The sequence below is a fragment of the Chryseobacterium arthrosphaerae genome, from assembly GCF_001684965.1.
Classification (GTDB): domain Bacteria; phylum Bacteroidota; class Bacteroidia; order Flavobacteriales; family Weeksellaceae; genus Chryseobacterium; species Chryseobacterium arthrosphaerae.
This window is the reverse complement of sequence record NZ_MAYG01000001.1, coordinates 1,072,561-1,093,391: the sequence shown is the minus strand read 5'-3', so window position 1 is coordinate 1,093,391 and position 20,831 is coordinate 1,072,561. Positions and strand designations below refer to the sequence as shown.

Here is a 20,831-nt window from a genome sequence, read left to right as displayed (position 1 = left end):
GTTAGTGTTTATAGTTGTACTGGTTCTCCTTCAATACCTTTCCCTGCGCATCGGTCACCTTAATTAACCGGTTGGCACTGTCATAAATATTGCTCGTCCTGATCCCATTGGCTGATATAGAATTGGTAACCCCTATCATCAGGTCGTAAGTGGATGCGCTGATGCTGAAGTTTTTGAGGGCAGGATCTTTCCTTAGGTTTTCCAATGCCTGCAGCAAAGCCGGCTCATTAGCTGGATTGTCATGATCTGCATCAGACGCTGAAATAGCAGCTGTAACAACCGGAAGTGCTGCTACCTGGGAATAGGAGGCTCCCGTGATCACGGCAATAGGCTGCGTCTGATAATATCCCCAGATCGTAGTGACCGGTATACCGTCTTTACCTGTAACCTGCACAAGGTTTCCTTTAGCATCATATACATCGAGTGTGGAAGCTGTAAAAGGGGCTTGGGTCTGCATATTATAACCTATAACAGAAGTTGGATACAAATGGGATGAGTCGTCAAACTTAGTTTCTGCTTTTCCGACTAGTTTACCATTTCTTTTGGTAGAAGTTTCCAAAGGAATATTGATCATATTGGCATTTACCAGTTTTTGTACGCCCTTATCAGCAGGATAAAGAAGGGTCTTTTCTACCACCGTACCATCCTGAAGGGTTTCTTTGGAAGCAATCATATTGCTGTAGGTATCATCAAAAATACTTTCTGAGCTTGTAACCAGTTTTTTAACAGTGCCAGAAATATAATTCTCCGTAGTAGATCCTTGTTTTGCAATGACAATCTTTTTCACAGGTGAAGGTGGGTAGCTGCCTTGCATAATATTTGGAAGCATCACTTCTTTAAACTGATAGTTTATCTCTGTTTTCTGAAGCATTTGCCCCTCGCTGTACGTTTCTTTTTTTTCAAGCAACCCCATCATGGAGAGGTAAGTATTCATCTCTTCTTCACCAGTATAAGAAGGCGTTATGCCAGGGGTAATGTTATAGGGATCTCTATAATAATATTTTGAATAACTCCCATTTATCATATCTGTAACCTTGATATTTGTGTATCCAACAGGCTTTATTTCCTTTCGGTCACCAATATAGTCTACATTCGGGCTAAAATCAAGTTCTTTTCCACTGGAGCGTGTTGGCTCTTCAAATATATTATATTCATATTTTGTGTAGGAAATTGGTGTGGAAGATCCGGGATTAAAATTTTTGATGCTTTTAATACGGAGGCCGTTTCCATACTCATTAGGATCAAACGCTGTTTTTTTGTACGCATAGAGCTCTATTCCACCTATACTTTTACCAGAAACACTGAAATTAAGCGTTCCCTGGCCTCCTCCTGTAAACACACGCTCACAGCTAAAATCCGTACCGTTATTTGTATAAGTATAAGGGGTAACTTCATAACCATTAACAGAAAGAAATGATTCCAATGGTGGTAATCCCGGCTTAACGGGACCATATGGATCATAATAAAATCTTATAAAAGCAACTTTATAATCTGCAGGCACAGTATAAGGTGCAGGGCCTTGACCCGGCTCTGTTTTATAGGTGATCGTATGGATTTTCTCCAAGGGAGAATAGGGATAGAAATTATAAGTCCCTGTTGTAGTGTAAGGTGATGATGTCGCCTGAGATTCAAATTCATACTCAGTTCTTCCTCCTGTGGGTAAAATAATGCTCTTTAATGCGCCATAGGAACAAGCATCATGGTATCTCTGACTCTCAATACGATAAACCCCGCTGTCAAAATCACAAGGTTTAAATCCATTGTGATAACCATATGAATCAACTCCTAATCCTGCCTGCGTGGGTATCGAATTATACTCAAAAGAGAATTTCTGAATCTGGTTACCATTCTTATCCAAATTAATGAGTCCTATTAGATTGCCTGATTTCTGAAATGTATATTGATTTACAACAGCATTTCTGGCATCTTTAAGGACAAGTTTGTTTAATTGGTACCAATCTTCATACTGATCCATACTTAATGATGGGTGCGACCCTACATTATTGTACAAATATTCCATACTTCCTACTCCTAGAACTGCAATCTTTTTTATTTTATGCCGTTGTAAAAAATCTGTTCCATTAAACGGTTCTGTAGTTGTTTCATAATCAATAGCAGCAACTTCTTCATTTTTAACATTGAAAATCTTTGAGAGAAGGAAAGCACTATTAACTGTTTTTGTGGTTGCAGTAATATCTGATATTACTATTTTGTTGACATTCACTTTATCAAACAGGTACGTATTTCCTTTTGTATCCGTAATAGTAAAAGATTTTATTTTCCCTTCTTTTGAGTCCTTAGTAATATTGATTTTATCATTAGATGGGGAAAGATGTAGGGCTATGGGTTCATTAGAAATACTATGGTTGGTGATAAAAAATTTTCCACCACCACCTGGATAGTTGTAGTTAAAAACATCAGAAGTTATCACATTACTGTTTTTAGCTTTCTTATAATCTTCTGCCATACGGGTTTTGTTCCTTACAATACTTCCCACACTGGAAATATTCCAGCCTTTACCAACATCACTGATAAGACTATAAGCAGCTAAACTTTCTGTAGTGTAATTTACCGAAAGATTAATTCCTACTCCTGCAGTCGGGATATCCAACCCAAATAATGGCAGGGAAATATTAGGTATTCCCTGATATATATTAGCATCTCCATTCGTTACATAATCATATTTCTGAAGTCCTATTTTTTCCTGCCCGGAAACCTCAATATTTCCTAAAAGCGCAGTCAGTAAAAAGGCACTCAATAGTATTTTTTTCATGATTCTCAGTTTTTTATTTCTTAATCAGCTTTGCATTCGCTGTTTTATTATTATCAGTTTTTATGGTCACCAGATAAGCGCCCTGTACCAAAGCTTGTGTATTAATCTTGGTCACATTATTCTTTGTCTTCAGACTCTGAAGTTGTCTTCCGCTCATATCATACAACAGAATATAAGCTTCTTTGAAATCAAAGCCGATTTCTACATAAGCATAATCAGATACGGGGTTCGGATAAATCTTGATATCCTGTTTTTCGATCAATTGGCTGACCTGCTTGTCTCCCAGCTTCACAATTTTCCAGTTCTCTTTCCCCAGTTCTTTGGCACTGGTCCCGGCCAGGATAATGGAACCATCCCGGTTCAGTTTCAAATCTGAAAGTCTTTCTTCTCTCTGCCTTGATTCTCCTGTCACATGCTTTCTCCACTGTTCATTACCATTCTGATCCAGGTACAGCATCCAGAAGGTTTCATCATCTTTTTCTATTCTGCCTTCAGCCTGGGTATAACCGCCTAGCAATATTCCTGTTGTAACATCTTGGCTCTTGGTTCTTGATTCCTGGGTCTTTGTAATCACACTCATTCCCATCAGAACATCACGGTTTTTGAAGTTGTATGACTTTTGCCACTGCTCATCGCCTCTTTCGTTTAGGGCGATTAACCATAAGTCAGTACCTTCTTGGGTACCTACTGTTTTGGTTCCTGATCTTTCGGATCTGGATTCGCCACCAATGACATAACCTGCGGATGTCAAAGCTAAAGTTCTGATATGGTCATCTCCTTTCCCGCCATAGTTCTTTTCCCATTCTACTTTTCCGTTCTTGTCCAGTTTTACGATCCAGTAGTCGCCTTCACCGAAATTGCTGCTGGCTTTTGGCATCTGGCTAATGGCTGTAGAGGTGGCAGATGAAAGGTTGCGGCTTGCAGTATTTGTAGTTGATGATTTGCTTTCAGAGGTGCTGATACCGGAACCTGAATCATGTACCTCGGAGCTTCTGGAATAAATTCCCAGTAAGGCTCCGCCATCTTTGGTTGGGATCATTTTTTCAACTTCATCCAGACCTTTTCCACCTAAAATAAGCTGTGAGAGTTCTTTTCCATCTTTATCAAGTCTTGTAATCCAGACGTCTTTGGAACCATAGCCTTTGGATGAGTTCTGGACATTGCCGGCAACAAAGAATCCTAAATCTGTGGCTTGAATGACTGATCGGGCTTCTTCATCTGAGGAAGTTCCTAATGTTTTCTGCCATAGTTCATCCCCGAATTCATTCAACCTGATCAGCCAGATATCGGATCCTCCTCTGGAATCCTCTTTCTTATCGAGTCCTTTCCCGGAATAGGAGGTTCCGGCCAGAAGGAATCCTCCGTCCTGGGTGGTAACGGTGGCTGACAGATAGTCATGATTCTGCCCTGAAAAATATTTTTCCCAGACCTGATCTCCCTGCTGGTTGAGTTTTACCAGATGGAAATCATAGCCATTATTCTGCTTTTGGCTGTTAGCTTCTGGCGACTGGCTTTTGGAGTGTATAGAGCTTCCCGTGATAAGGTATTGCTGATCAATGGTGGTGGTAACCTGGCTGAGAAAATCCTGGGTGGAGGACTGGATGTCTTTCTGCCATACCACTTCCTGGGCAGATAGCCCAAGGATTGTGCATAAGGTAAATGCACAGAGATACTTTTTTTTCATTCCCGTGTTTTTTATGAGTTAACAATTAGTTTTTTTAAAGCTTCGCAAATTTAACTTTTTTTAACACAATACAATCAAATTATTACAATTTAATATTAAATTTTCATCAACAACAGATATCTTTCATTGTCATCTATTGATTCTAAACGTCTTTATTGCAAAGTTAAATCCGCACTGCGACAGAAGCTGTCGTAATTGATTTTAATTCTTACAAAATCAAAATCCGGAATAATCAACTAAAAAAAACAATTAAAAAAACGCAAAGAAAGATTATTTGAATATTATGAAGAGGTGCATGGTTATATACACTTCATAAGAATCAATTTCATTGATTCCATTCTTTGCATCCTCAGGAATACGAGGTAAGGTGATAAAAACTTTGCGTTAATTCAATTCCATCAATACAAAGAATGAAAAGCAAATGCTTCAGCAGATGAAGTTCTAGTTTGTGGTAAGCTTTTCACGACTGTTATTCAGAAAAAATATTCACTCAAGCCTATTGTTACCCTCCTTTAAAATATAAGGAACATATATTTTTAAGGGACAATCAATGGCCTTATACTATTTATTTTGCTCAACAAAAATAGTGTACATTCTGTAATGCTCCCCTGTTTTGAATTTAATCCTCATTTCTTCGATAGCTCTTCGATACTTCTTCGGATGAGCTTCGGAAAAAGAATCATTTTATCGAAGCTCATCCGAACAACACCCGAAGGAAACCCGAAGATAAGCGTAAGAAGAATGTAGTCTGTAGCAGCGACTCTGAAATTCTAATAATATATCATTTTAACGGTCAACTAATTGAGTGTTCTGTAACGGAACAGCCTGTTTCTTTTCATATAAGACACCCTTAAAAATTTTTAGGCTTCTTGTTCTGAGCTGCCAGTATGGCTATTTCATCAATGCGTTTCTTCCGGGTTTCAGTTCTTTTGGCAAGAACAATCCATTGCAGCAGCATTTTTTTTACCGATTTACTCAGGCTAAGAAAATATGCTTCTGAACCGTCATGCATTTTAAATGCTTCATTCAGATCTTCAGGGATAACAAGTTCTTCCACACTGTCTAAAATATTCCAGGAGCCGTTCTCTTTTGCAATTCTGATCGTTTCAAATCCTGCCTTTGTCATCAGATTACTGTCTATGAGTTTCTGAACTTTCTCTTTATTGATCTTTGACCAGGTACTATTGGGTTTGCGTCTGCTGAACAGCTGCATAAATGAGCCTTCATCCACAGTTTTTCTTGTACTGTCAATCCAGCCGAAACAAAGCGCTTCATCCACCAGTTCACTCCAGGAAACAATGGGTAAATTTGATTTCCGCGTATTGCAGATAAGCCATACAGACTGTTCAATATGATGGTTCTGCTCCAGCCAATGCCGCCATTCTGCCTTTGTGCTGACATGAAAGGTCTGTTTCTCCGCAGTTTTTCCCATAGCTTTTCTTTTATTGATAATGTAAAGTTAGACTACTTTAGTGACAATAAGCTGTCAGTATTAAATTTCTATTTCCCAATGATGAGATCCTGTAATATAAGTTGATTTAAAAGAAAAATAATAAATTAGTCAGAATAAATTATTGAAAACGTTTTTACTTTTACAATCGAATATGGACCGGGAAACTATTAATTATGTGATCAGATATTTTAGTGAATTACTGACTGAAGATGAAGCATTAGCACTGAATCACCATATGTACACTTTAAAGAGTGCTGAAAATACTTCTTTAAGAAATAAAATGGCAGAACTCGGCTGGATCAATTCTGATCCTGAAATAACCAGACTATTGGAATTGGGATATGAAGTTTTTGAACAGAATGTTGTCACCCGGATAATGGTAGAAGTTCCCCAAAAAGTCTTCTTCAACAATTGCCCCAAATGCAATAAACTTGCCCGCACTCCATATGCAAAGCAATGCCGACATTGCGGTTATAGCTGGCATCATTTAACCTGACAAATAATCTGCTTATTTCGAATTCTTCACCTGCATCGCCCTCTGGTAAAAAGACTGGCTGGCAAGTTGATCTTCAGCTTCATCAATAGCCGTCAGCAGGTTGTTTTTATTATCCGCTATATCTCCCAGAACAGCCGCCATGAGTTCCCATACCGGTTTCATCTTTTCAATCAGGTCTTTACCTTTGGTTGTCAGACTGAATAATCTTTTACGTTCATCCTGTTTATCTTTTTGCCACTGTATCAGTTCCAGTTTTTCCAGTTCCTTCAGCAGTGTTATGGTGGATGGATGGGTATACCCTATTTCATTGGCAATTTCTACAACACTGGCCAGTTCTTTCTGATAAATGGTAAAAATGACAGGAAACCACTTCAGTTCAAAATCGATACCGAAAGCTTTATAGATCATCGCCCCATCTTTTCTCAGCTGTTCACTGAGGCGGTGAAGCCTTGTAGATATGGCAAGAATTCCTGCCTCGTTGATCACATTCATATTGAATCATTTTTTAAGTTTAAATGATAAAAAATATCGTCAGCACTCATTAACGGGAATAGAACCGGAAGCATTTCTTTTTCGATCTTTGTAAAATGATTTCTTTCATAGAAACGCTGGGCAGCCTTCAATACTGTTATTGTTCCTAAATACAGATCATCAATTCCGTTTTCATGGCAGAATGAGATTAAGATCTGCAGTAATATCTGTGCTATATTCAGTTCTTTTCCCCTGAAATCTTTTTTCACAAACATTTTTCTGATCGCTCCTGCCCTTTTGTCAAATTTCACCAGAGCAATAGATCCCACAAGCTCTCCATCAATAAAAGCGCCCCAGAAGTTTCCCCCTTTTTCCTGATAAAAGCTTTCAATCTGCATCAGGTCCGGCTGGTCTTCTACCGTAATAGGAATATTAAATTCCTTCTGCTGAATCGTCAGAATCAGATCTACAGCCTGTTCTGAATATGAATTGTTTAAAGATTGAATCTGTAATTTCATAGCGTAAATATTAAAGTATAAAACTACGTAGTTAAATACATATATACAAATAAATTGTAATCTTTAAAAGATTTTAACACAGCTTAAATAACCATGAAAGGAATTTCCATATATGGGCATAATTAACTAATTTTCTGCATCATAATAATTAAGCTCAAGCCCTTACATAATGAAAATAGAAAACCTGAAGCCTTTTAACGGCCAGCATTGTGAAACTACAGCCACTGGAACCTTATTGCAGCAAATCGGAATTGAGCTTTCCGAACCTATGCTTTTCGGCCTGGGGGAAGGCCTGGGCTTTATCTATTGGAATATGAAAACAATGGATTCTCCTTTTATCGGGGGCCGGATAAAAACAGACCTGCTGACCCGGAATATTGCCAGAAATTTACATCTTGAATTAACGGTTAAGGAAACGTCTTCCTCACAAAAAGCCTGGACTGAGGTAAAAAAACTTCTTGATAACGGACAGACGGTAGGTTTGAAACTGGACTGTTACCACCTGGAATATTTTTCAAATCCTTTTCATTTTGCAGGGCATTATGCTGCCATTTACGGCTATGATCATCAAAACGCTTTCCTGGTAGATACCATACAACAGGGCGGATTGGTGCATACCTCTTTAGAAAGCCTGGCGTTGGCAAGAGCAGAAAAAGGCCCCATGGCGTCTAAAAATCTGTATTATACCCTACAGAAAACAGACAGAGAAACCGACCTGAAAGAGATAATACCCATAGCGATCAGAAATAATGCCACCGAATATCTGAACCCTCCTATCACTAATATTTCTTATAAAGGAATTGTAAAAACCGGTAATGAAATTGTCAAATGGTTTCATGCAAGCAAAGATATTGAAGGTGAATTTAAGCTAACGGCCATGATGATGGAAAAAGCAGGAACAGGAGGGGCACTGTTCAGAAATCTGTACCGTGATTTTCTAAAGGAAAGTAATGAGTTACTCCAGCTTGATCTGTTAAAGACCGGTTATGAAGCCTTCAAAGAAACGGCAGAACTCTGGACCTCTGTGGCAAAACTGTTTGAAAAAGTAAGCGAAACAAAAGAATTAAGATACATCCGGCAGGCTTCAGATCTCTTAAAAACCATATCAGAAAAAGAAAGGCGTACCATGGAACTGCTGGCAACCCTATAACCGGATCCCGGAAATCTTTACCATAAAAAACGTGTGCCATTGCTGACACACGTTTTTATGATCTACTGCAAAATATTTCTATTTCCAGCCCCCGCCTAAAGCCTGGTAAAGCTCAACGGCCGCTTTCATTTTATTATATTGTGCATTGGAAATATTAAGTTCCGCATTCAATGAGTTCACGCTTGCGTTCAATACTTCAAGGTAGTTGGCCATACCATAGTTGACCAGTTCCTGGGAATAGTCAACTGATTTTTTGTAGGCATCCAGCTCTTTTTGTTTCAATTCTATGAAAGAATCCTGAACAGAGAAAACCCTGATGGCATCGGAAACTTCTTTTCCTGCTGTAAGCACTGTTTTTCTGAAGTTAAGATAAGCCGTTTCCTTATTGGCAAGACTTACATCATAATTCGTTTTAATCGTTCTTCTGTTCAGAATAGGCTGCGCCAGCCCTCCTACAATATTGGCAAATAATGAATTTACACTGAAGAGATGGTCAATGTCCACAGACTGTACCCCACCTGTTCCTGTAAGCTTCAATGTTGGATAAAACTGAGCTTTGGCCGCATTGGTCAGCTCAAATGCATTCATTAAGTTGTATTCTGCCCTCATCACATCCGGACGGTTAGCCAGTAACTGGGCGGGATATCCCAACCTAAGATCTATTGGAAGCTTCTGTCCCTGCAGGGTAGATCTTTCAATGGTGTGAGAAGATTCTCCCATCAAAAGGCTCATTGTATTTTCAAGCAACTGGATCTGCGTATCGATATCGATCAGTAAAGATTTCGCATTGAAAACAAGGGCTTCACTCTGCTGTACGGCAACTTCAGTAAGCGTTCCGGAAGCTTTGAGCGCTCTTGTAGTCTCCAGGTTCTTTTCACGTACCGCAATGGTCTCTGTAATGATCTTTTTCTGAGCATCGAAAGTCAGCAGCTGATAATAGGCAGAAGCAATAGAGGCAACAAGACTGCTTTTTACTGCTTTGTGAGCTGCAACGGTCCCCAGATAAGTGGCCAGCTGTGCTTTCTCCTGTGCTCTCAGTTTTCCCCAGATATCTGCTTCCCATCCGATACTTGCCGTAATGTCAAATTGGTTGACATACCGTCTTTCTCCGATGATCTGCCCGAACTGAGTATTGATAGACTGAGTCTGGAATGTATAATTGGGCCCGATAGAAAGGGTCGGCTGATAAGCTGCCTTGCTTTGTTTAAGGTATGCCTCCGCAGAGTTAATACTTTCTAAAGCAATTCTGATATCCAGATTATTCTCAAGTGCTTTGGAAATATGCCCCTGCAGTATAGGATCGGTAAATATTTCCTTCCACGAAATATTGGCGATGCTGGCACTGTCTGAAGGAAGCATATCTGTACGGAAAAGCTTCTCATCTACAACGTTTTTGGGCCTTTCATACTCTTTTCTGGCCATACAGGAAGTGACAGTCCCCAATATAACCGCTGAAAAAGTGATTCCTTTTATAATATTTAATAAACTCTTCATTGTTTTTAATTAGAAGTTAGAGTTTAGAAGTCAGAAGTTAGTTTTTAGATTCATCTCTAATTTCTAACTTCTAATTTCTTAAATCTTAATTTTATTCGGCTAAACTGATATCTTCTTTTTTAATAGGTTTGATCTTCTCCTGTATGGTTTCAAAGATCACATACAGAACAGGAATCACGAAAAGCCCTAAAACAGTACCGATCAGCAATCCGATAGCCGCACCGGTTGCAATAGACCTGTTACCTACCGCCCCGATTCCGCTTGCCAGAACCAATGGTAATAAACCGAAAATAAAGGCAAATGATGTCATCAGAATCGGTCTTACCCTGGCTTTGGCTGCATTGATCGCTGACATGACAATGGTTTCCCCATGATGCCTTCTCTGAACGGCAAATTCCACAATAAGGATCGCATTTTTCGCCAGTAGCCCCACAAGCATGATCAGTGCAATCTGGAAATAAATATTATTTTCCAGCCCCATGATCTTCTGCCCGAAATACGCTCCCATTACCCCAAGAGGAAGAGAGATCACAACGATCAGCGGAAGAATATAACTTTCATACTGTGCAGAAAGGATAAAGTAAACGAAGATCAGACTTAATCCGAAAATCAGAAGGGTCTGAGATCCTGAATTTAATTCTTCTCTTGTCAGTCCTGTAAATTCTACTGCATAGTTTTGGTTCAGGGTTTCGTCAGCTACCTGCTGTACAGCGGCAATGGCATCACCGGAACTGTATCCGTCAGAGTTGGCACCCGTCACCTTCACTGAGGTAAAGAGGTTATAACGGCTTACAGATTGTGGCCCATACGCTTTTTTCAACGTTACAAATTGCGAAATAGGAGACATTATACCGGAACCTGTTCTTATATAAAGCTCGTTTAGGTTTTCTATATTTTTCCTGTTTTCAGGAAGTGCCTGAACCATTACCCTGAACTGCTTCCCGTACTTGGTAAAGTCAGCGGTATAAATACCCCCGATATACCCCTGCATGGTTGCCAGAATTTCATTTACAGACACTCCAAGCTGTTTGCTCAGAGGCACATTGATCTCCATCTGATACTGAGGATATTTTGTATTGAATGAGGTTTGTGCAAACTGAATCTCCGGTCTCTGCATCAGCTTACCGATAAATTCATTCGTTTTATTATCCAGATCAGCATATTCCCCTCCTGATTTATCCAGCAATACCATTTCAAAACCGGCACTGTTACCAAATCCCGGTACACTTGGCGGCTGGAAGAATACTACTTTGGCATCAGGAACAGCCCCTACAATTCCAAATAGTCTTTTGGTGATCTCTTCAGAGGTCTGACCGTCTTTTTTTCTTTCTTCGAATGGTTTCAGCTTAACAAAGGCGAGACCGTTGTTACTTCCGTTTCCGGATAAGAATCCTCTCCCCGTAGAAATCGTTACGTTCTGCACGCCCGGAACTTTCAATGCTTTAGCCTGAAGTGTTTTCAGTGCATTATACGTTCTTTCCATGGAAGCTCCCGGAGGAAGCTGAACATCTGTAAAGATGATCCCTCTGTCTTCCGTAGGTACAAACCCTTTCTTCATACTGCTGCTTGCCCAGAACAGGATTACTCCGGTAACAGCGAAAATAACAAGGGTTACCCATTTATGTCTTAACAGAAATACAAATCCTCTTCCGTAACGTTCAGTAGTTGTTTTAAAAGCAATATTAAACTTATAGAAGAACTTCTGTAACAGGTTCAGGTTCTTATATTCTGCATGATGCGCTTCGTGAGGTTTCAGGAATAATGAACATAAAACCGGACTCAAGGTTAATGCGTTAATCGCAGAAATGATGATGGCTATGATCAGTGTAATCCCAAACTGCTGGTAGAATACCCCTGTAGGCCCCGTAATGAACGTTACCGGAATAAATACGGCCGCCATTACCAAGGTAATCGAAATAATAGCTCCTGTAATCTCATCCATCGCTTCTACCGTAGCTTTCTTAGCATCAGAAATACCGTGCTCCATCTTAGCATGAACCGCCTCGACGACCACAATGGCATCATCCACCACAATACCGATCGCAAGTACCAATGCAAACAGGGTTAACAGGTTTAATGAATATCCGAAGAGATTCAGGAAGAAGAACGCCCCTACAATAGATACCGGAACCGCAATGGCCGGGATCAGGGTGGATCTGAAGTCCTGAAGGAAAATATATACTACAATAAATACAAGGATGAAGGCTTCTATAAGGGTATGCACTACCTTTTCAATAGAAGCTTCCAGGAATTCATTGGTATCAAAGTTGAAAGTATATTTGATTCCCTGCGGAAAAGTTCCTTCTGCTGATTTCAGATAAGCTTTGATATTTTTAATAATCTCCTGGGCATTGGATCCCGGAGTCTGGAAAATCCCCATACTGATGGAAGGGTTGTTTCCGTTCTCCCCGATACCAGTATAAGACTGACCTGCCAGTTCTACTTTGGCAACGTCTTTCAGCATCAGGTTTTGTCCGTTTGCAAGAGATTTGATGATGATATTATCGTACTGTTCCTTATCGTTGAACTTCCCTACATATTTGATGATATATTCAAAAGAGCTTCCGCTGTTCTGGCCAATTGAACCTGCCGCAGCTTCTCTACTCTGCTCGTTGATCGCATTGGTAACATCTGTAGGCGTTACACTATAGGCAGCCATTTTTGCAGGATCCAGCCAGATTCTCATGGAATAGTTTTTACCACCGAAAACGTTGGCATCCCCTACACCATTCACCCTTTTAAGGTTGGGAATAATATTGATATTCAAAAAGTTCTGAAGGTATACGTCATCAAGGTCTTTGTTTTCAGAATAGAAAGACATATACATCAGGGCACTTGTCTGCTGTTTCTGGGTTACCACCCCCGAACGTGTTACTTCGGCAGGCAGCAAAGGTGTAGCTCTGGCCACACGGTTCTGTACGTTTACCGCAGCAATATCAGGATCTATCCCCTGTTTGAAGAACACCTGAATCTGGGCAGAACCGTCATTCCCGGCACTGGAAGTGATATAATCCATTCCTTCCACCCCGTTGATCTGTTCTTCCAAAGGTACAACTACACTTTTCATCACCGTTTCAGCATTCGCTCCCGTATAGTTTGCAGAAACACTTACGGTGGGTGGTGCAATATCCGGATACTGTGTAACCGGTAACGAGATCAGTCCCAGCACACCGAGAATCACAATCAGAATTGAGATTACGGTAGATAAAACCGGTCTGTTAATAAAGTTTTTTATCATTAGAATTTCGGTTTTATTGATTGAACAAGACTATCCATTTTAATAGGTTTCGGCTTTACTGCTGTTCCCGGTTTCAGACCTCCGATACCTGCCGCAATCACAGTTTCACCTTTATTCACCCCTGATTTGATAAGAGCCATATTGTCGATCCTGTCGATAACATTTACCACAACGTTTCTTGCAGTATCTCCTTTATCTACTTTGTATACGTAAACAATGCCCTGCTGTTCGTAAGTAGCACTTTCAGGAACTACCAGAACATTATCATATTGCTGAGGGAATCTGATGGTTCCACTGTTTCCGTTGCTTAATAATTTCTGAGCATTGGAGAATGCCACCCTGAACTGAATGGTCCCCGTTGTAGGATCAATCTGCCCTGTAATGGCTTCTATTCTTCCTTTTTCAGGATAAAGACTTCCGTTAGCCAGCTGAAGCTCCACCATCGGCAGGTTTTTGATTTTTTCAGGCATTGATGCCCCTGGTACCTTTTCAAGGAAATTAAAATATTCCTTTTCATTCATGGCAAAATAGGCAAAGATCTCAGAAGTATCAGAAATCGTTGTAAGAGGGGTCTGATCAGACGGTCCTACCAAACTTCCCACTTTCAAAGGAAGTCTTCCGATCACTCCGGAAATAGGCGCACGGATGATAGAATACTCGATATTGGCCTCTACGCCTTTATAATTGGCAACAGCCTGTTTTTTGGCTGCGGTTGCCTGCTGCAACTGAGCCTGAGCCTGGGCAAGATTGGCCTGAGCGGTTTGCAATTGTACGTTACTGATAATGTTTTTCTGTACCAGAGGTTTCAGTTTGTTTACTTCAACCTGAGCTGCATTCACAGAAGCCTGAGCTGCTGCAATACTGGATTCTGATGCTGCAATTCCTGCTTTGGAAGCGGCTGCATTTTCACTCAGAATATTGGTTTCAAGACGGAACAGAGGCTGTCCTTTGGTCACATACTGTCCCTCATCCACCAATACCTGGGTAATGTACCCCTGTATTTTTGCACGCACATCATTGTTTACCCTACCCTGTATGGTAGCCGGAAACGTCTGGTAACCCACTATATTTTTTGACTCCACAGAAACAACAGGGTAAGGCTTGGCACCATCCTGTTTCGGAGCTTCTTTTTTGCAGGCCGTAAGTGAAAGCGCTGCAATGGAAAGTATAACTAGCTTATTATTCATTTTATAGTTTATTAAGAGATTCCTGAATATTTTCTATGTTTTTATTTAAGAGTGCTTTGTAAACTTCTATTCTTTCGTTGTATCCATCGTCTTTACTTTTTTTAAAATTGTTTAAATCATCTAGTAGTTTTAATTCGTCCTGCATTTTCTGGACAATTTTCTCGAACCGAATTTTCTTGTATTCGTCATTGATAAAAAAATACCGTTTCCGTTCATCCATCTTGTTATGATCAACGATAAGCTGAGCATTGAGCAAGAGTGAAATACTTGTGGAAACAGAACTTTTGCTCGCAGAGAGCACTTCAACAAACTCATCAAAAGTAATTCCTACTTTCTCATAATCAAAAAGAAGGTAGGAATATATTTTTGAAGCTAAAGGAGGTAAGCTGAACACGGTGCCATAGAATTTTACGGCATCCTGAAAAATTTTTTCATCAATTTCTATACTTTGGTGCATAATATAAAAATTTGAACAAAAGTAAAAATTAGTTCAGAACCAAACGAACAAAGCTGATAGAGTTTATAAATACAGTCTCTTTTAAAAATTCAATGAAAGTTGATTTAACTTTTTACTTAAATAACAATCTTCTCAAAAGCTTTCCTTAATCCGTCCGCCAGAACAACTTCTCCGCAATAAGAATATCCTTTGCTTTCAAGGATTTTCAGCATGGCAATATTATCGTAGTTGGTATCTACTTTAATGCTCTGAATATCATGCGATCTGGCAAAGTCTTCAATGTGGTCAAACAGTTTTTTCGTCATTCCCTGGCCTGCAAATTTTTCATCAATGGCCACCCTGTGCACCACCACAAATTCTCCGTCACTCAGCCATGCTCCTTCAATTTTGCTGTACGCCGGCTCATCATTCAGAATCAGGGCACCATATACTGCAATGTCACCATCTACCGTAAGAACATATCCGAATCCTTTCGCAATATCACTTTCTACCGTACCCAGATTAGGATAGCCATTCTGCCACTGTGTACTCCCGTCCTGTTTTCTTCTTTCAATAGACTGCTGGATGATTCCCCAGATAGTGTCTCTGTCTTCAATTTGCGCTTTTCTTAGTTTGATTTCTGAATTCATGTTGCAAAATTTGATTTAAGAATTTAAAGATTAAAGAATTAAAAAAAATTAGAGAGGCTATATTTTACAGATTTCAATCTATTGGTAGCCATCTTTTCATCATTCAATTTTTTAATCTTTAAATGATAATATGATTAATTAAAAAACCGAAAACTAATTAAAATTAATTTTCGGTTCGAAGTAGTAAAATTTAAAATTATGAAATTGTTTATTGATTTTCACTTTGTTGAAGATAAGCATCAATAATTTCAAAGGCTTTCTTCTCATCTTCCAGATCTACCATTACTTTCAGCGAGGTTGCTGTGGGTGTTGTGGTAAATGTAAGATAGTTGTTTTCAACTGTATTTGTAATTTGCGCATCATCCAATTTAGACTTAACCAACTGAATTTCTGAAGGTTTGTCACTTTCATAAACAGATACTCTCGTGCTTCTTTCCATACTCTAAATGTTTGAATATCTAAATATACAATGTTTTTCTGAAAATTACAAATCTTTAGTTTTAAATCTTATTAATATTGTTTTCAATTTTATCCAAAGCCAGCTGAATTTCTTCTTTGGTTACATTCAGATGCGGTCTGAAACGCAAAGACTGATCTCCGCAAGGAAGAATGATCAATCTGTCATTGAAAAGTTCATTCATCAGCAGGTTTCTCTGTGCAGCCGTTGGAAGGTCGATGGCACACATCAATCCTCTTCCTCTTGCATTTGAAATTTTCTCAGGATATTTTTCTGCCAATGCTTTAAGGCTTTCCAGTAAGAAATCTCCAACTACTCTTGCATTCTCCACAAGGTTTTCTTTTTCGATTACTTCCATTACCAGCTGGAAACGAAGCATATCGATAAAGTTTCCTCCGAATGTAGAGTTGATTCTTGAGCTTTCTCTGAAAACGTTGTTCGGAACTTCGTCAAACTTTTCTTTATTGGCAAGAACACCGCATACCTGAGCTTTTTTACCGAAAGAAATGATATCCGGTTTTGCTGTAAAGTGCTGGAATGCCCACATTTTTCCTGTAATAGCGATTCCTGTCTGAACTTCATCAAAAATAAGTAAGATTTCGTTGTCATCACAGATTCTTCTTAATCCCAACAGGAATTCGTCTCTGAAATGGTTGTCACCTCCTTCTGCCTGAATAGGTTCAATAATGATGCAGGCCACTTTATCAGGGTTCATCAGAATAGCCTCTTCGATCTGAAGTAAAGCAAGGTTTTCATTTTTGATTGTTTCTTCAAGGTTCTCTTCTGTGATCGGGAACTTTAATTTCGGATTTAAGATTCTCGGCCAGTTGAACATTGGGAAATATTGGTATTTTCTCGGATCAGAAGTATTCGTTAAGCTTAAAGTATAACCGCTTCTTCCGTGGAATGCCTGTTTGAAGTGGATACAGATTCCTGCTTCAGTCTCAAGTCCTTTTGCAAAATTTTTGCGGGTCTTCCAGTCGAAACATGCCTTCATTGCATTTTCAACGCCTAAAGTCCCACCTTCGATAAAGAAAGCGTATTGTAATTCTTCAGGGATCACTACTCTTTCGAATACTTCAAGAAACTGAGCATATTCTTCTGAGTAAACGTCTGCCAGGGTCGGTTTGTTCACCGCCATTCTTCCCAGCCATTCTGATCTTTCTACAAGATAAGGGTGATTGTACCCTACAGATGCTGAGGCAAACATAGAGAACATATCCAGGTATTCCCTGTCTGTAAGTTTGTCATACAACCATGATCCGTGGGATTTTTCAATATCCATCACGAAATCGAAGCCGTCTGCCAGAACGTGTTTTCCTACTGTTTCTTTTACTTTATTTGCTTTTATATCCAATGTTTGTTCCATAATAAATTTGTTGTGTGATTTAATAAGTGAACGATCAGATGATCCGGAGAATGAAGCATCTGATCATTCAGGTTATTAAGTTTTATAGTTTTTTGTACGCTTTAAGTAAAGCTTTTATAAATCGAATTTAATTCCCTGTGCTAAAGGAAGTTGAGCCGTGTAATTTATAGTATTAGTTTGCCTTCTCATATAATACTTCCAGGCATCAGATCCTGATTCTCTTCCTCCTCCGGTTTCTTTTTCTCCACCGAAAGCACCTCCGATTTCAGCACCTGAAGTACCGATGTTTACGTTGGCAATACCACAGTCTGAACCTGCATGCGAAAGGAATAGTTCTGCTTCTCTAAGGTTCTGCGTCATGATGGCAGAAGATAATCCCTGAGGAACATCATTCTGAATCGCAATCGCTTCTTCTAATGTTTTGTATTTGATCAGGTATAGAATAGGAGCAAATGTTTCATGCTGAACGATCTCGTAAGAGTTTTTAACTTCTGCAACGCAAGGCTTCACATAGCATCCGGATTCATACTCTTTGCCGGATAAAACGCCGCCTTCAACAACAAATTTACCGCCTTCTTTTTTACATTTCTTAATGGCTTCCTCATACTGATTGACAGCATCCGTATCAATAAGTGGTCCTACGTGGTTATTTTCATCCAGCGGGTTTCCGATTTTCAACTGTCCGTAAGCTTTTGTCAGTCTTGTTTTCACTTCATTGTAAACGCTTTCGTGGATGATCAGCCTTCTTGTTGAAGTACATCTCTGACCAGCTGTTCCTACGGCTCCGAAAACGGCTCCGATGATAGACATATCAAGATCCGCTTCTTTTGTAATGATAATGGCGTTGTTTCCACCCAGTTCAAGGATAGATTTTCCGAATCTTTCCGCTACTTTGGAAGAAACCATTCTTCCTACTCTTGTAGATCCTGTGAAAGAAATCAAAGCAACTCTTTTATCATCTACCAGCTTCTGTCCTATTTCATGGTCAGCGATCAATACGCTGGAAATTCCTTCCGGAAGGTTGTTTTCCTTCAGAACTTCAGCCATGATATTCTGACATGCGACAGCACAAAGCGGTGTTTTTTCTGATGGCTTCCAGATCGTAACGTTACCGCAGATCCATGCTAACGCTGTATTCCACGACCAAACGGCTACCGGGAAGTTGAAAGCTGTGATGATTCCCACCACGCCAAGCGGATGGTATTGTTCGTACATTCTGTGACCAGGTCTTTCAGAGTGCATGGTATATCCCTGAAGCTGTCTTGAAAGTCCTACAGCGAAATCACAGATATCGATCATTTCCTGAACTTCACCAAGTCCTTCCTGCAGAGATTTACCCATTTCGTAAGAAACAAGTTTACCAAGGTCTTCTTTATATTCTCTTAATTTTAAACCAAGCTGCCTTACAATTTCTCCTCTTTTCGGAGCCGGGATCAGCCTGAATTCCTGAAATGCCTCTTGAGCGGTTTCAATTACTTTGTCATAATCACTTTCTCCGGAAGTCTTTACTTTAGCGATCAGCTTTCCGTCTACAGGAGAGATGCTTTCGATCACCTTTCCTGAAGCGAAATATTTTCCGCCTACCGAGGTACCTTTGTTTTCTTCTTTAATACCTAAGTTTTTTAATGTTTTTTCGATTCCGAAATCCTTTACTTTTTTTGACATAAAATCTTACTTTTCGTTCTCTCTAAAGATAAAAATATTATGTGAACCTCAAAACTTTAATTTTTAATAGGCTTTTTATTTGGACTAATTATAAACATGCTTATCTTTGCAGGGTAATCTTTTTGATATTCACCAATGGAAAATTCACAAGAAAATAACTCAAAGTTTAAAAAATGGTTCAAGCGTGTGGGATGGGCAGGATTGGCTTTCTTTACCATTAAAGGCTTGGTTTGGCTCGTAATATTCTACTTTGGAGCAGATACTCTTCAAAGCTGTATAAAATAAAAAAGCAGAGAAAAATTTCTCTGCTTTCTTTTTTACCGTAAAGACACCGAATTGTTATCTTTTCATTGAAAAGTTCAAAAAAAGTATCTTTTTTGTGTATTTCATAATTTAAAACCCGGAACGAAAGAACATTTTTCATTTATTCATCTTCCGAAAAAGCCTTTTAAATCTCAAAAAAAGGAGTTTCCAACTCAGTCATTCTTCTTTCTTCCGGCATTGACCAGGCTCTGATGTAAGAGGTATTCAATCTGTCCGTTCACACTTCTGAACTCATCGCCTGCCCACTTTTCAAGAAGTTTATACGTTGATTCATCTATTCTTATGACAAAGGATTTTTTGCCTTTAGCTTCTGAAGGGTTCTGAGCTTTTCCTGCTTTCATTTTTTAAATTTCTCTAGGATGATTATTTTAATTATTTCAGTGCAGATCTTCCCCACCTGACAATTGTAATTACTGATTTTCCATTCTTAATTATAAAGTGTTCCGGCATTCAGGATGGGTGTAGCTGCTTTTTCACCACAAAGAACGACCATCAGATTGCTTACCATGGCTGCTTTTCTTTCATCGTCAAGTTCAACGATATTTTCTTCGGAAAGTTTTTTCAAAGCAAGGTCTACCATTCCTACAGCTCCTTCTACAATTTTGGTTCTTGCCGCTACAATTGCCGTTGCCTGCTGTCTCTGAAGCATTGCTCCGGCGATTTCGGAAGCATAGGCAAGGTGAGAAATTCTAGCTTCCTGAATGACAATTCCTGCCTTTGAAAGACGGTCTGTAAGTTCCTGCTCCAAAATAGAGTTGATCTTGTCACCTCCTTCTCTTAAAGTAATCGGTGCATGATCGTCTTCTAAATTATCATAAGGAAAGCTCATAGCCAAATGACGGACTGCCGCTTCACTCTGCATTTTTACGAAATCAGAATAGCGTTCTACATCAAAAGCCGCTTTATAGGTATCTCCTACCTTCCATACCATTACCACTGCAATTTCGATAGGATTACCCATTTTATCATTTACTTTCAAAGTCTGCCCCTGTAAGTTTTCGGAACGCAATGACATTTTCTGGGATGAATACAAAGGATTGATAAAGAACAATCCGTTCTCTTTTACAGTTCCTACGTACTTTCCGAAGAAGTTCAATACCCGTGAATGGTTGGGCTGAATGATCATTAATCCTTTTAAGAAAAAGCATGATAACAGAAAGCAAAGCATGGCAATCACCACAAATGTGATACTCTGGTCTACTCCGCTGATGAAGAAGTATACTGCTGCTACAAACAAAGCCAGACAAATAACTAAGGTAAGATAACCTGACATAGGTTTTAATGTTTTTTCCATGATTGAATTTTTAATTTGATATTATTTTGATATCATAAAGATAGTAGTAAATTTTGAATTTTGAAATATAATTTCTGGATTTTTACGGATGAGTTCCGGGTGCTTTATCTAAACGCAAGGTTCGCTGGGTTTTTATTACTTTGCGTTTTATGTATGTCCGCAAAGCCACTTC

18 protein-coding genes are annotated in these 20,831 nt (G+C 39.3%); 3 read left to right on the top strand and 15 right to left on the bottom strand.

What is annotated here, in order from left to right; all coding sequences use genetic code 11:
* Position 1 precedes the first annotated feature (1 nt).
* From BBI00_RS04835 to BBI00_RS04825, 3 genes are all read right to left on the bottom strand, one after another.
* Positions 2 to 2,773 carry a hypothetical protein gene (locus tag BBI00_RS04835; RefSeq protein WP_065397707.1) on the bottom strand — a complete coding sequence of 924 codons (2,772 nt, stop codon included), beginning with the start codon at positions 2,771 to 2,773 and terminating at the stop codon, positions 2 to 4.
* Between the two features lie 13 nt (positions 2,774 to 2,786).
* The gene (locus BBI00_RS04830; protein ID WP_065397706.1) at positions 2,787 to 4,457 is read right to left on the bottom strand and encodes a T9SS type A sorting domain-containing protein; all 1,671 of its coding nucleotides are present in this window, start codon (positions 4,455 to 4,457) and stop codon (positions 2,787 to 2,789) included.
* Positions 4,458 to 5,307: 850 nt separating this feature from the next.
* A complete protein-coding gene (locus tag BBI00_RS04825; protein WP_065397705.1) occupies positions 5,308 to 5,889 on the bottom strand; it encodes a YdeI/OmpD-associated family protein in 582 nt (193 codons plus the stop codon).
* Positions 5,890 to 6,031: 142 nt separating this feature from the next.
* On the opposite strand from BBI00_RS04825, the gene BBI00_RS04820 reads away from it, so the two are divergent.
* Positions 6,032 to 6,406, top strand: a complete 375-nt coding sequence (locus BBI00_RS04820) for a hypothetical protein (protein ID WP_228394716.1) — start codon at positions 6,032 to 6,034, stop codon at positions 6,404 to 6,406.
* A 12-nt stretch (positions 6,407 to 6,418) separates the two neighbouring features.
* Here BBI00_RS04820 and BBI00_RS04815 read toward each other — a convergent pair whose 3' ends face one another.
* Both BBI00_RS04815 and BBI00_RS04810 read right to left on the bottom strand, forming a co-directional pair.
* Positions 6,419 to 6,898 (bottom strand): MarR family winged helix-turn-helix transcriptional regulator, encoded by a 480-nt coding sequence (locus BBI00_RS04815; protein WP_065397703.1) that lies wholly within the window; start codon positions 6,896 to 6,898, stop codon positions 6,419 to 6,421.
* A complete protein-coding gene (locus BBI00_RS04810; protein WP_065397702.1) occupies positions 6,895 to 7,395 on the bottom strand; it encodes a GNAT family N-acetyltransferase in 501 nt (166 codons plus the stop codon). The genes BBI00_RS04815 and BBI00_RS04810 overlap by 4 nt, the downstream gene beginning before the upstream one ends.
* A gap of 169 nt (positions 7,396 to 7,564) precedes the next feature.
* Between BBI00_RS04810 and BBI00_RS04805 the strand changes: the two genes are divergently transcribed.
* The gene (locus BBI00_RS04805) at positions 7,565 to 8,545 is read left to right on the top strand and encodes a BtrH N-terminal domain-containing protein (RefSeq protein ID WP_065397701.1); all 981 of its coding nucleotides are present in this window, start codon (positions 7,565 to 7,567) and stop codon (positions 8,543 to 8,545) included.
* A 78-nt stretch (positions 8,546 to 8,623) separates the two neighbouring features.
* On the opposite strand, the gene BBI00_RS04800 is transcribed toward BBI00_RS04805, so the two are convergent.
* The 8 genes from BBI00_RS04800 to amaB form a co-directional block, all read right to left on the bottom strand.
* Positions 8,624 to 10,039 (bottom strand): efflux transporter outer membrane subunit, encoded by a 1,416-nt coding sequence (locus BBI00_RS04800; protein WP_065397700.1) that lies wholly within the window; start codon positions 10,037 to 10,039, stop codon positions 8,624 to 8,626.
* Positions 10,040 to 10,130: 91 nt separating this feature from the next.
* Positions 10,131 to 13,277 carry an efflux RND transporter permease subunit gene (locus BBI00_RS04795; RefSeq protein WP_065397699.1) on the bottom strand — a complete coding sequence of 1,049 codons (3,147 nt, stop codon included), beginning with the start codon at positions 13,275 to 13,277 and terminating at the stop codon, positions 10,131 to 10,133.
* Positions 13,277 to 14,464 carry an efflux RND transporter periplasmic adaptor subunit gene (locus tag BBI00_RS04790; RefSeq protein WP_065397698.1) on the bottom strand — a complete coding sequence of 396 codons (1,188 nt, stop codon included), beginning with the start codon at positions 14,462 to 14,464 and terminating at the stop codon, positions 13,277 to 13,279. The genes BBI00_RS04795 and BBI00_RS04790 overlap by 1 nt, the downstream gene beginning before the upstream one ends.
* Position 14,465: 1 nt before the next feature.
* Positions 14,466 to 14,921, bottom strand: coding sequence for a transcriptional regulator (locus tag BBI00_RS04785; RefSeq protein WP_065394571.1), 456 nt, complete (start codon positions 14,919 to 14,921; stop codon positions 14,466 to 14,468).
* Positions 14,922 to 15,037: 116 nt separating this feature from the next.
* Positions 15,038 to 15,550, bottom strand: coding sequence for a GNAT family N-acetyltransferase (locus tag BBI00_RS04780; protein WP_065397697.1), 513 nt, complete (start codon positions 15,548 to 15,550; stop codon positions 15,038 to 15,040).
* 208 nt (positions 15,551 to 15,758) lie between these two features.
* Positions 15,759 to 15,989 carry a DUF2007 domain-containing protein gene (locus BBI00_RS04775; RefSeq protein ID WP_065397696.1) on the bottom strand — a complete coding sequence of 77 codons (231 nt, stop codon included), beginning with the start codon at positions 15,987 to 15,989 and terminating at the stop codon, positions 15,759 to 15,761.
* A gap of 61 nt (positions 15,990 to 16,050) precedes the next feature.
* Positions 16,051 to 17,376: an L-lysine 6-transaminase gene (gene lat / locus BBI00_RS04770; RefSeq protein WP_065397695.1), complete on the bottom strand. Its 1,326-nt coding sequence runs from the start codon at positions 17,374 to 17,376 to the stop codon at positions 16,051 to 16,053.
* Positions 17,377 to 17,490: 114 nt separating this feature from the next.
* On the bottom strand, positions 17,491 to 19,041 hold the full coding sequence (amaB, locus tag BBI00_RS04765; protein WP_065397694.1) for an L-piperidine-6-carboxylate dehydrogenase: 1,551 nt from the start codon (positions 19,039 to 19,041) through the stop codon (positions 17,491 to 17,493).
* 135 nt (positions 19,042 to 19,176) lie between these two features.
* Between amaB and BBI00_RS23240 the strand changes: the two genes are divergently transcribed.
* Positions 19,177 to 19,326, top strand: a complete 150-nt coding sequence (locus tag BBI00_RS23240) for a histidine kinase (RefSeq protein WP_065397693.1) — start codon at positions 19,177 to 19,179, stop codon at positions 19,324 to 19,326.
* A 191-nt stretch (positions 19,327 to 19,517) separates the two neighbouring features.
* Here BBI00_RS23240 and BBI00_RS04755 read toward each other — a convergent pair whose 3' ends face one another.
* Both BBI00_RS04755 and BBI00_RS04750 read right to left on the bottom strand, forming a co-directional pair.
* Positions 19,518 to 19,706: an Arc family DNA binding domain-containing protein gene (locus tag BBI00_RS04755; protein ID WP_065397692.1), complete on the bottom strand. Its 189-nt coding sequence runs from the start codon at positions 19,704 to 19,706 to the stop codon at positions 19,518 to 19,520.
* A gap of 86 nt (positions 19,707 to 19,792) precedes the next feature.
* Complete coding sequence (locus BBI00_RS04750; RefSeq protein WP_065397691.1) at positions 19,793 to 20,659, bottom strand: SPFH domain-containing protein; 867 nt, start codon at positions 20,657 to 20,659, stop codon at positions 19,793 to 19,795.
* Positions 20,660 to 20,831 lie beyond the last annotated feature (172 nt).

Bases quoted from the DNA above. Each gene is read 5' to 3' on its own strand.
- BBI00_RS23240 (WP_065397693.1), top strand. From the start codon at position 19,177: ATGGAAAATTCACAAGAAAATAACTCAAAGTTTAAAAAATGGTTCAAG.
- BBI00_RS04815 (WP_065397703.1), bottom strand. From the start codon at position 6,898: ATGAATGTGATCAACGAGGCAGGAATTCTTGCCATATCTACAAGGCTT.
- BBI00_RS04805 (WP_065397701.1), top strand. From the start codon at position 7,565: ATGAAAATAGAAAACCTGAAGCCTTTTAACGGCCAGCATTGTGAAACT.
- BBI00_RS04825 (WP_065397705.1), bottom strand. From the start codon at position 5,889: ATGGGAAAAACTGCGGAGAAACAGACCTTTCATGTCAGCACAAAGGCA.
- BBI00_RS04785 (WP_065394571.1), bottom strand. From the start codon at position 14,921: ATGCACCAAAGTATAGAAATTGATGAAAAAATTTTTCAGGATGCCGTA.
- BBI00_RS04755 (WP_065397692.1), bottom strand. From the start codon at position 19,706: ATGAAAGCAGGAAAAGCTCAGAACCCTTCAGAAGCTAAAGGCAAAAAA.
- BBI00_RS04790 (WP_065397698.1), bottom strand. From the start codon at position 14,464: ATGAATAATAAGCTAGTTATACTTTCCATTGCAGCGCTTTCACTTACG.
- BBI00_RS04810 (WP_065397702.1), bottom strand. From the start codon at position 7,395: ATGAAATTACAGATTCAATCTTTAAACAATTCATATTCAGAACAGGCT.
- BBI00_RS04800 (WP_065397700.1), bottom strand. From the start codon at position 10,039: ATGAAGAGTTTATTAAATATTATAAAAGGAATCACTTTTTCAGCGGTT.
- BBI00_RS04775 (WP_065397696.1), bottom strand. From the start codon at position 15,989: ATGGAAAGAAGCACGAGAGTATCTGTTTATGAAAGTGACAAACCTTCA.
- amaB (WP_065397694.1), bottom strand. From the start codon at position 19,041: ATGTCAAAAAAAGTAAAGGATTTCGGAATCGAAAAAACATTAAAAAAC.
- BBI00_RS04780 (WP_065397697.1), bottom strand. From the start codon at position 15,550: ATGAATTCAGAAATCAAACTAAGAAAAGCGCAAATTGAAGACAGAGAC.
- BBI00_RS04830 (WP_065397706.1), bottom strand. From the start codon at position 4,457: ATGAAAAAAAAGTATCTCTGTGCATTTACCTTATGCACAATCCTTGGG.
- BBI00_RS04795 (WP_065397699.1), bottom strand. From the start codon at position 13,277: ATGATAAAAAACTTTATTAACAGACCGGTTTTATCTACCGTAATCTCA.
- BBI00_RS04750 (WP_065397691.1), bottom strand. From the start codon at position 20,659: ATGGAAAAAACATTAAAACCTATGTCAGGTTATCTTACCTTAGTTATT.
- lat (WP_065397695.1), bottom strand. From the start codon at position 17,376: ATGGAACAAACATTGGATATAAAAGCAAATAAAGTAAAAGAAACAGTA.
- BBI00_RS04835 (WP_065397707.1), bottom strand. From the start codon at position 2,773: ATGAAAAAAATACTATTGAGTGCCTTTTTACTGACTGCGCTTTTAGGA.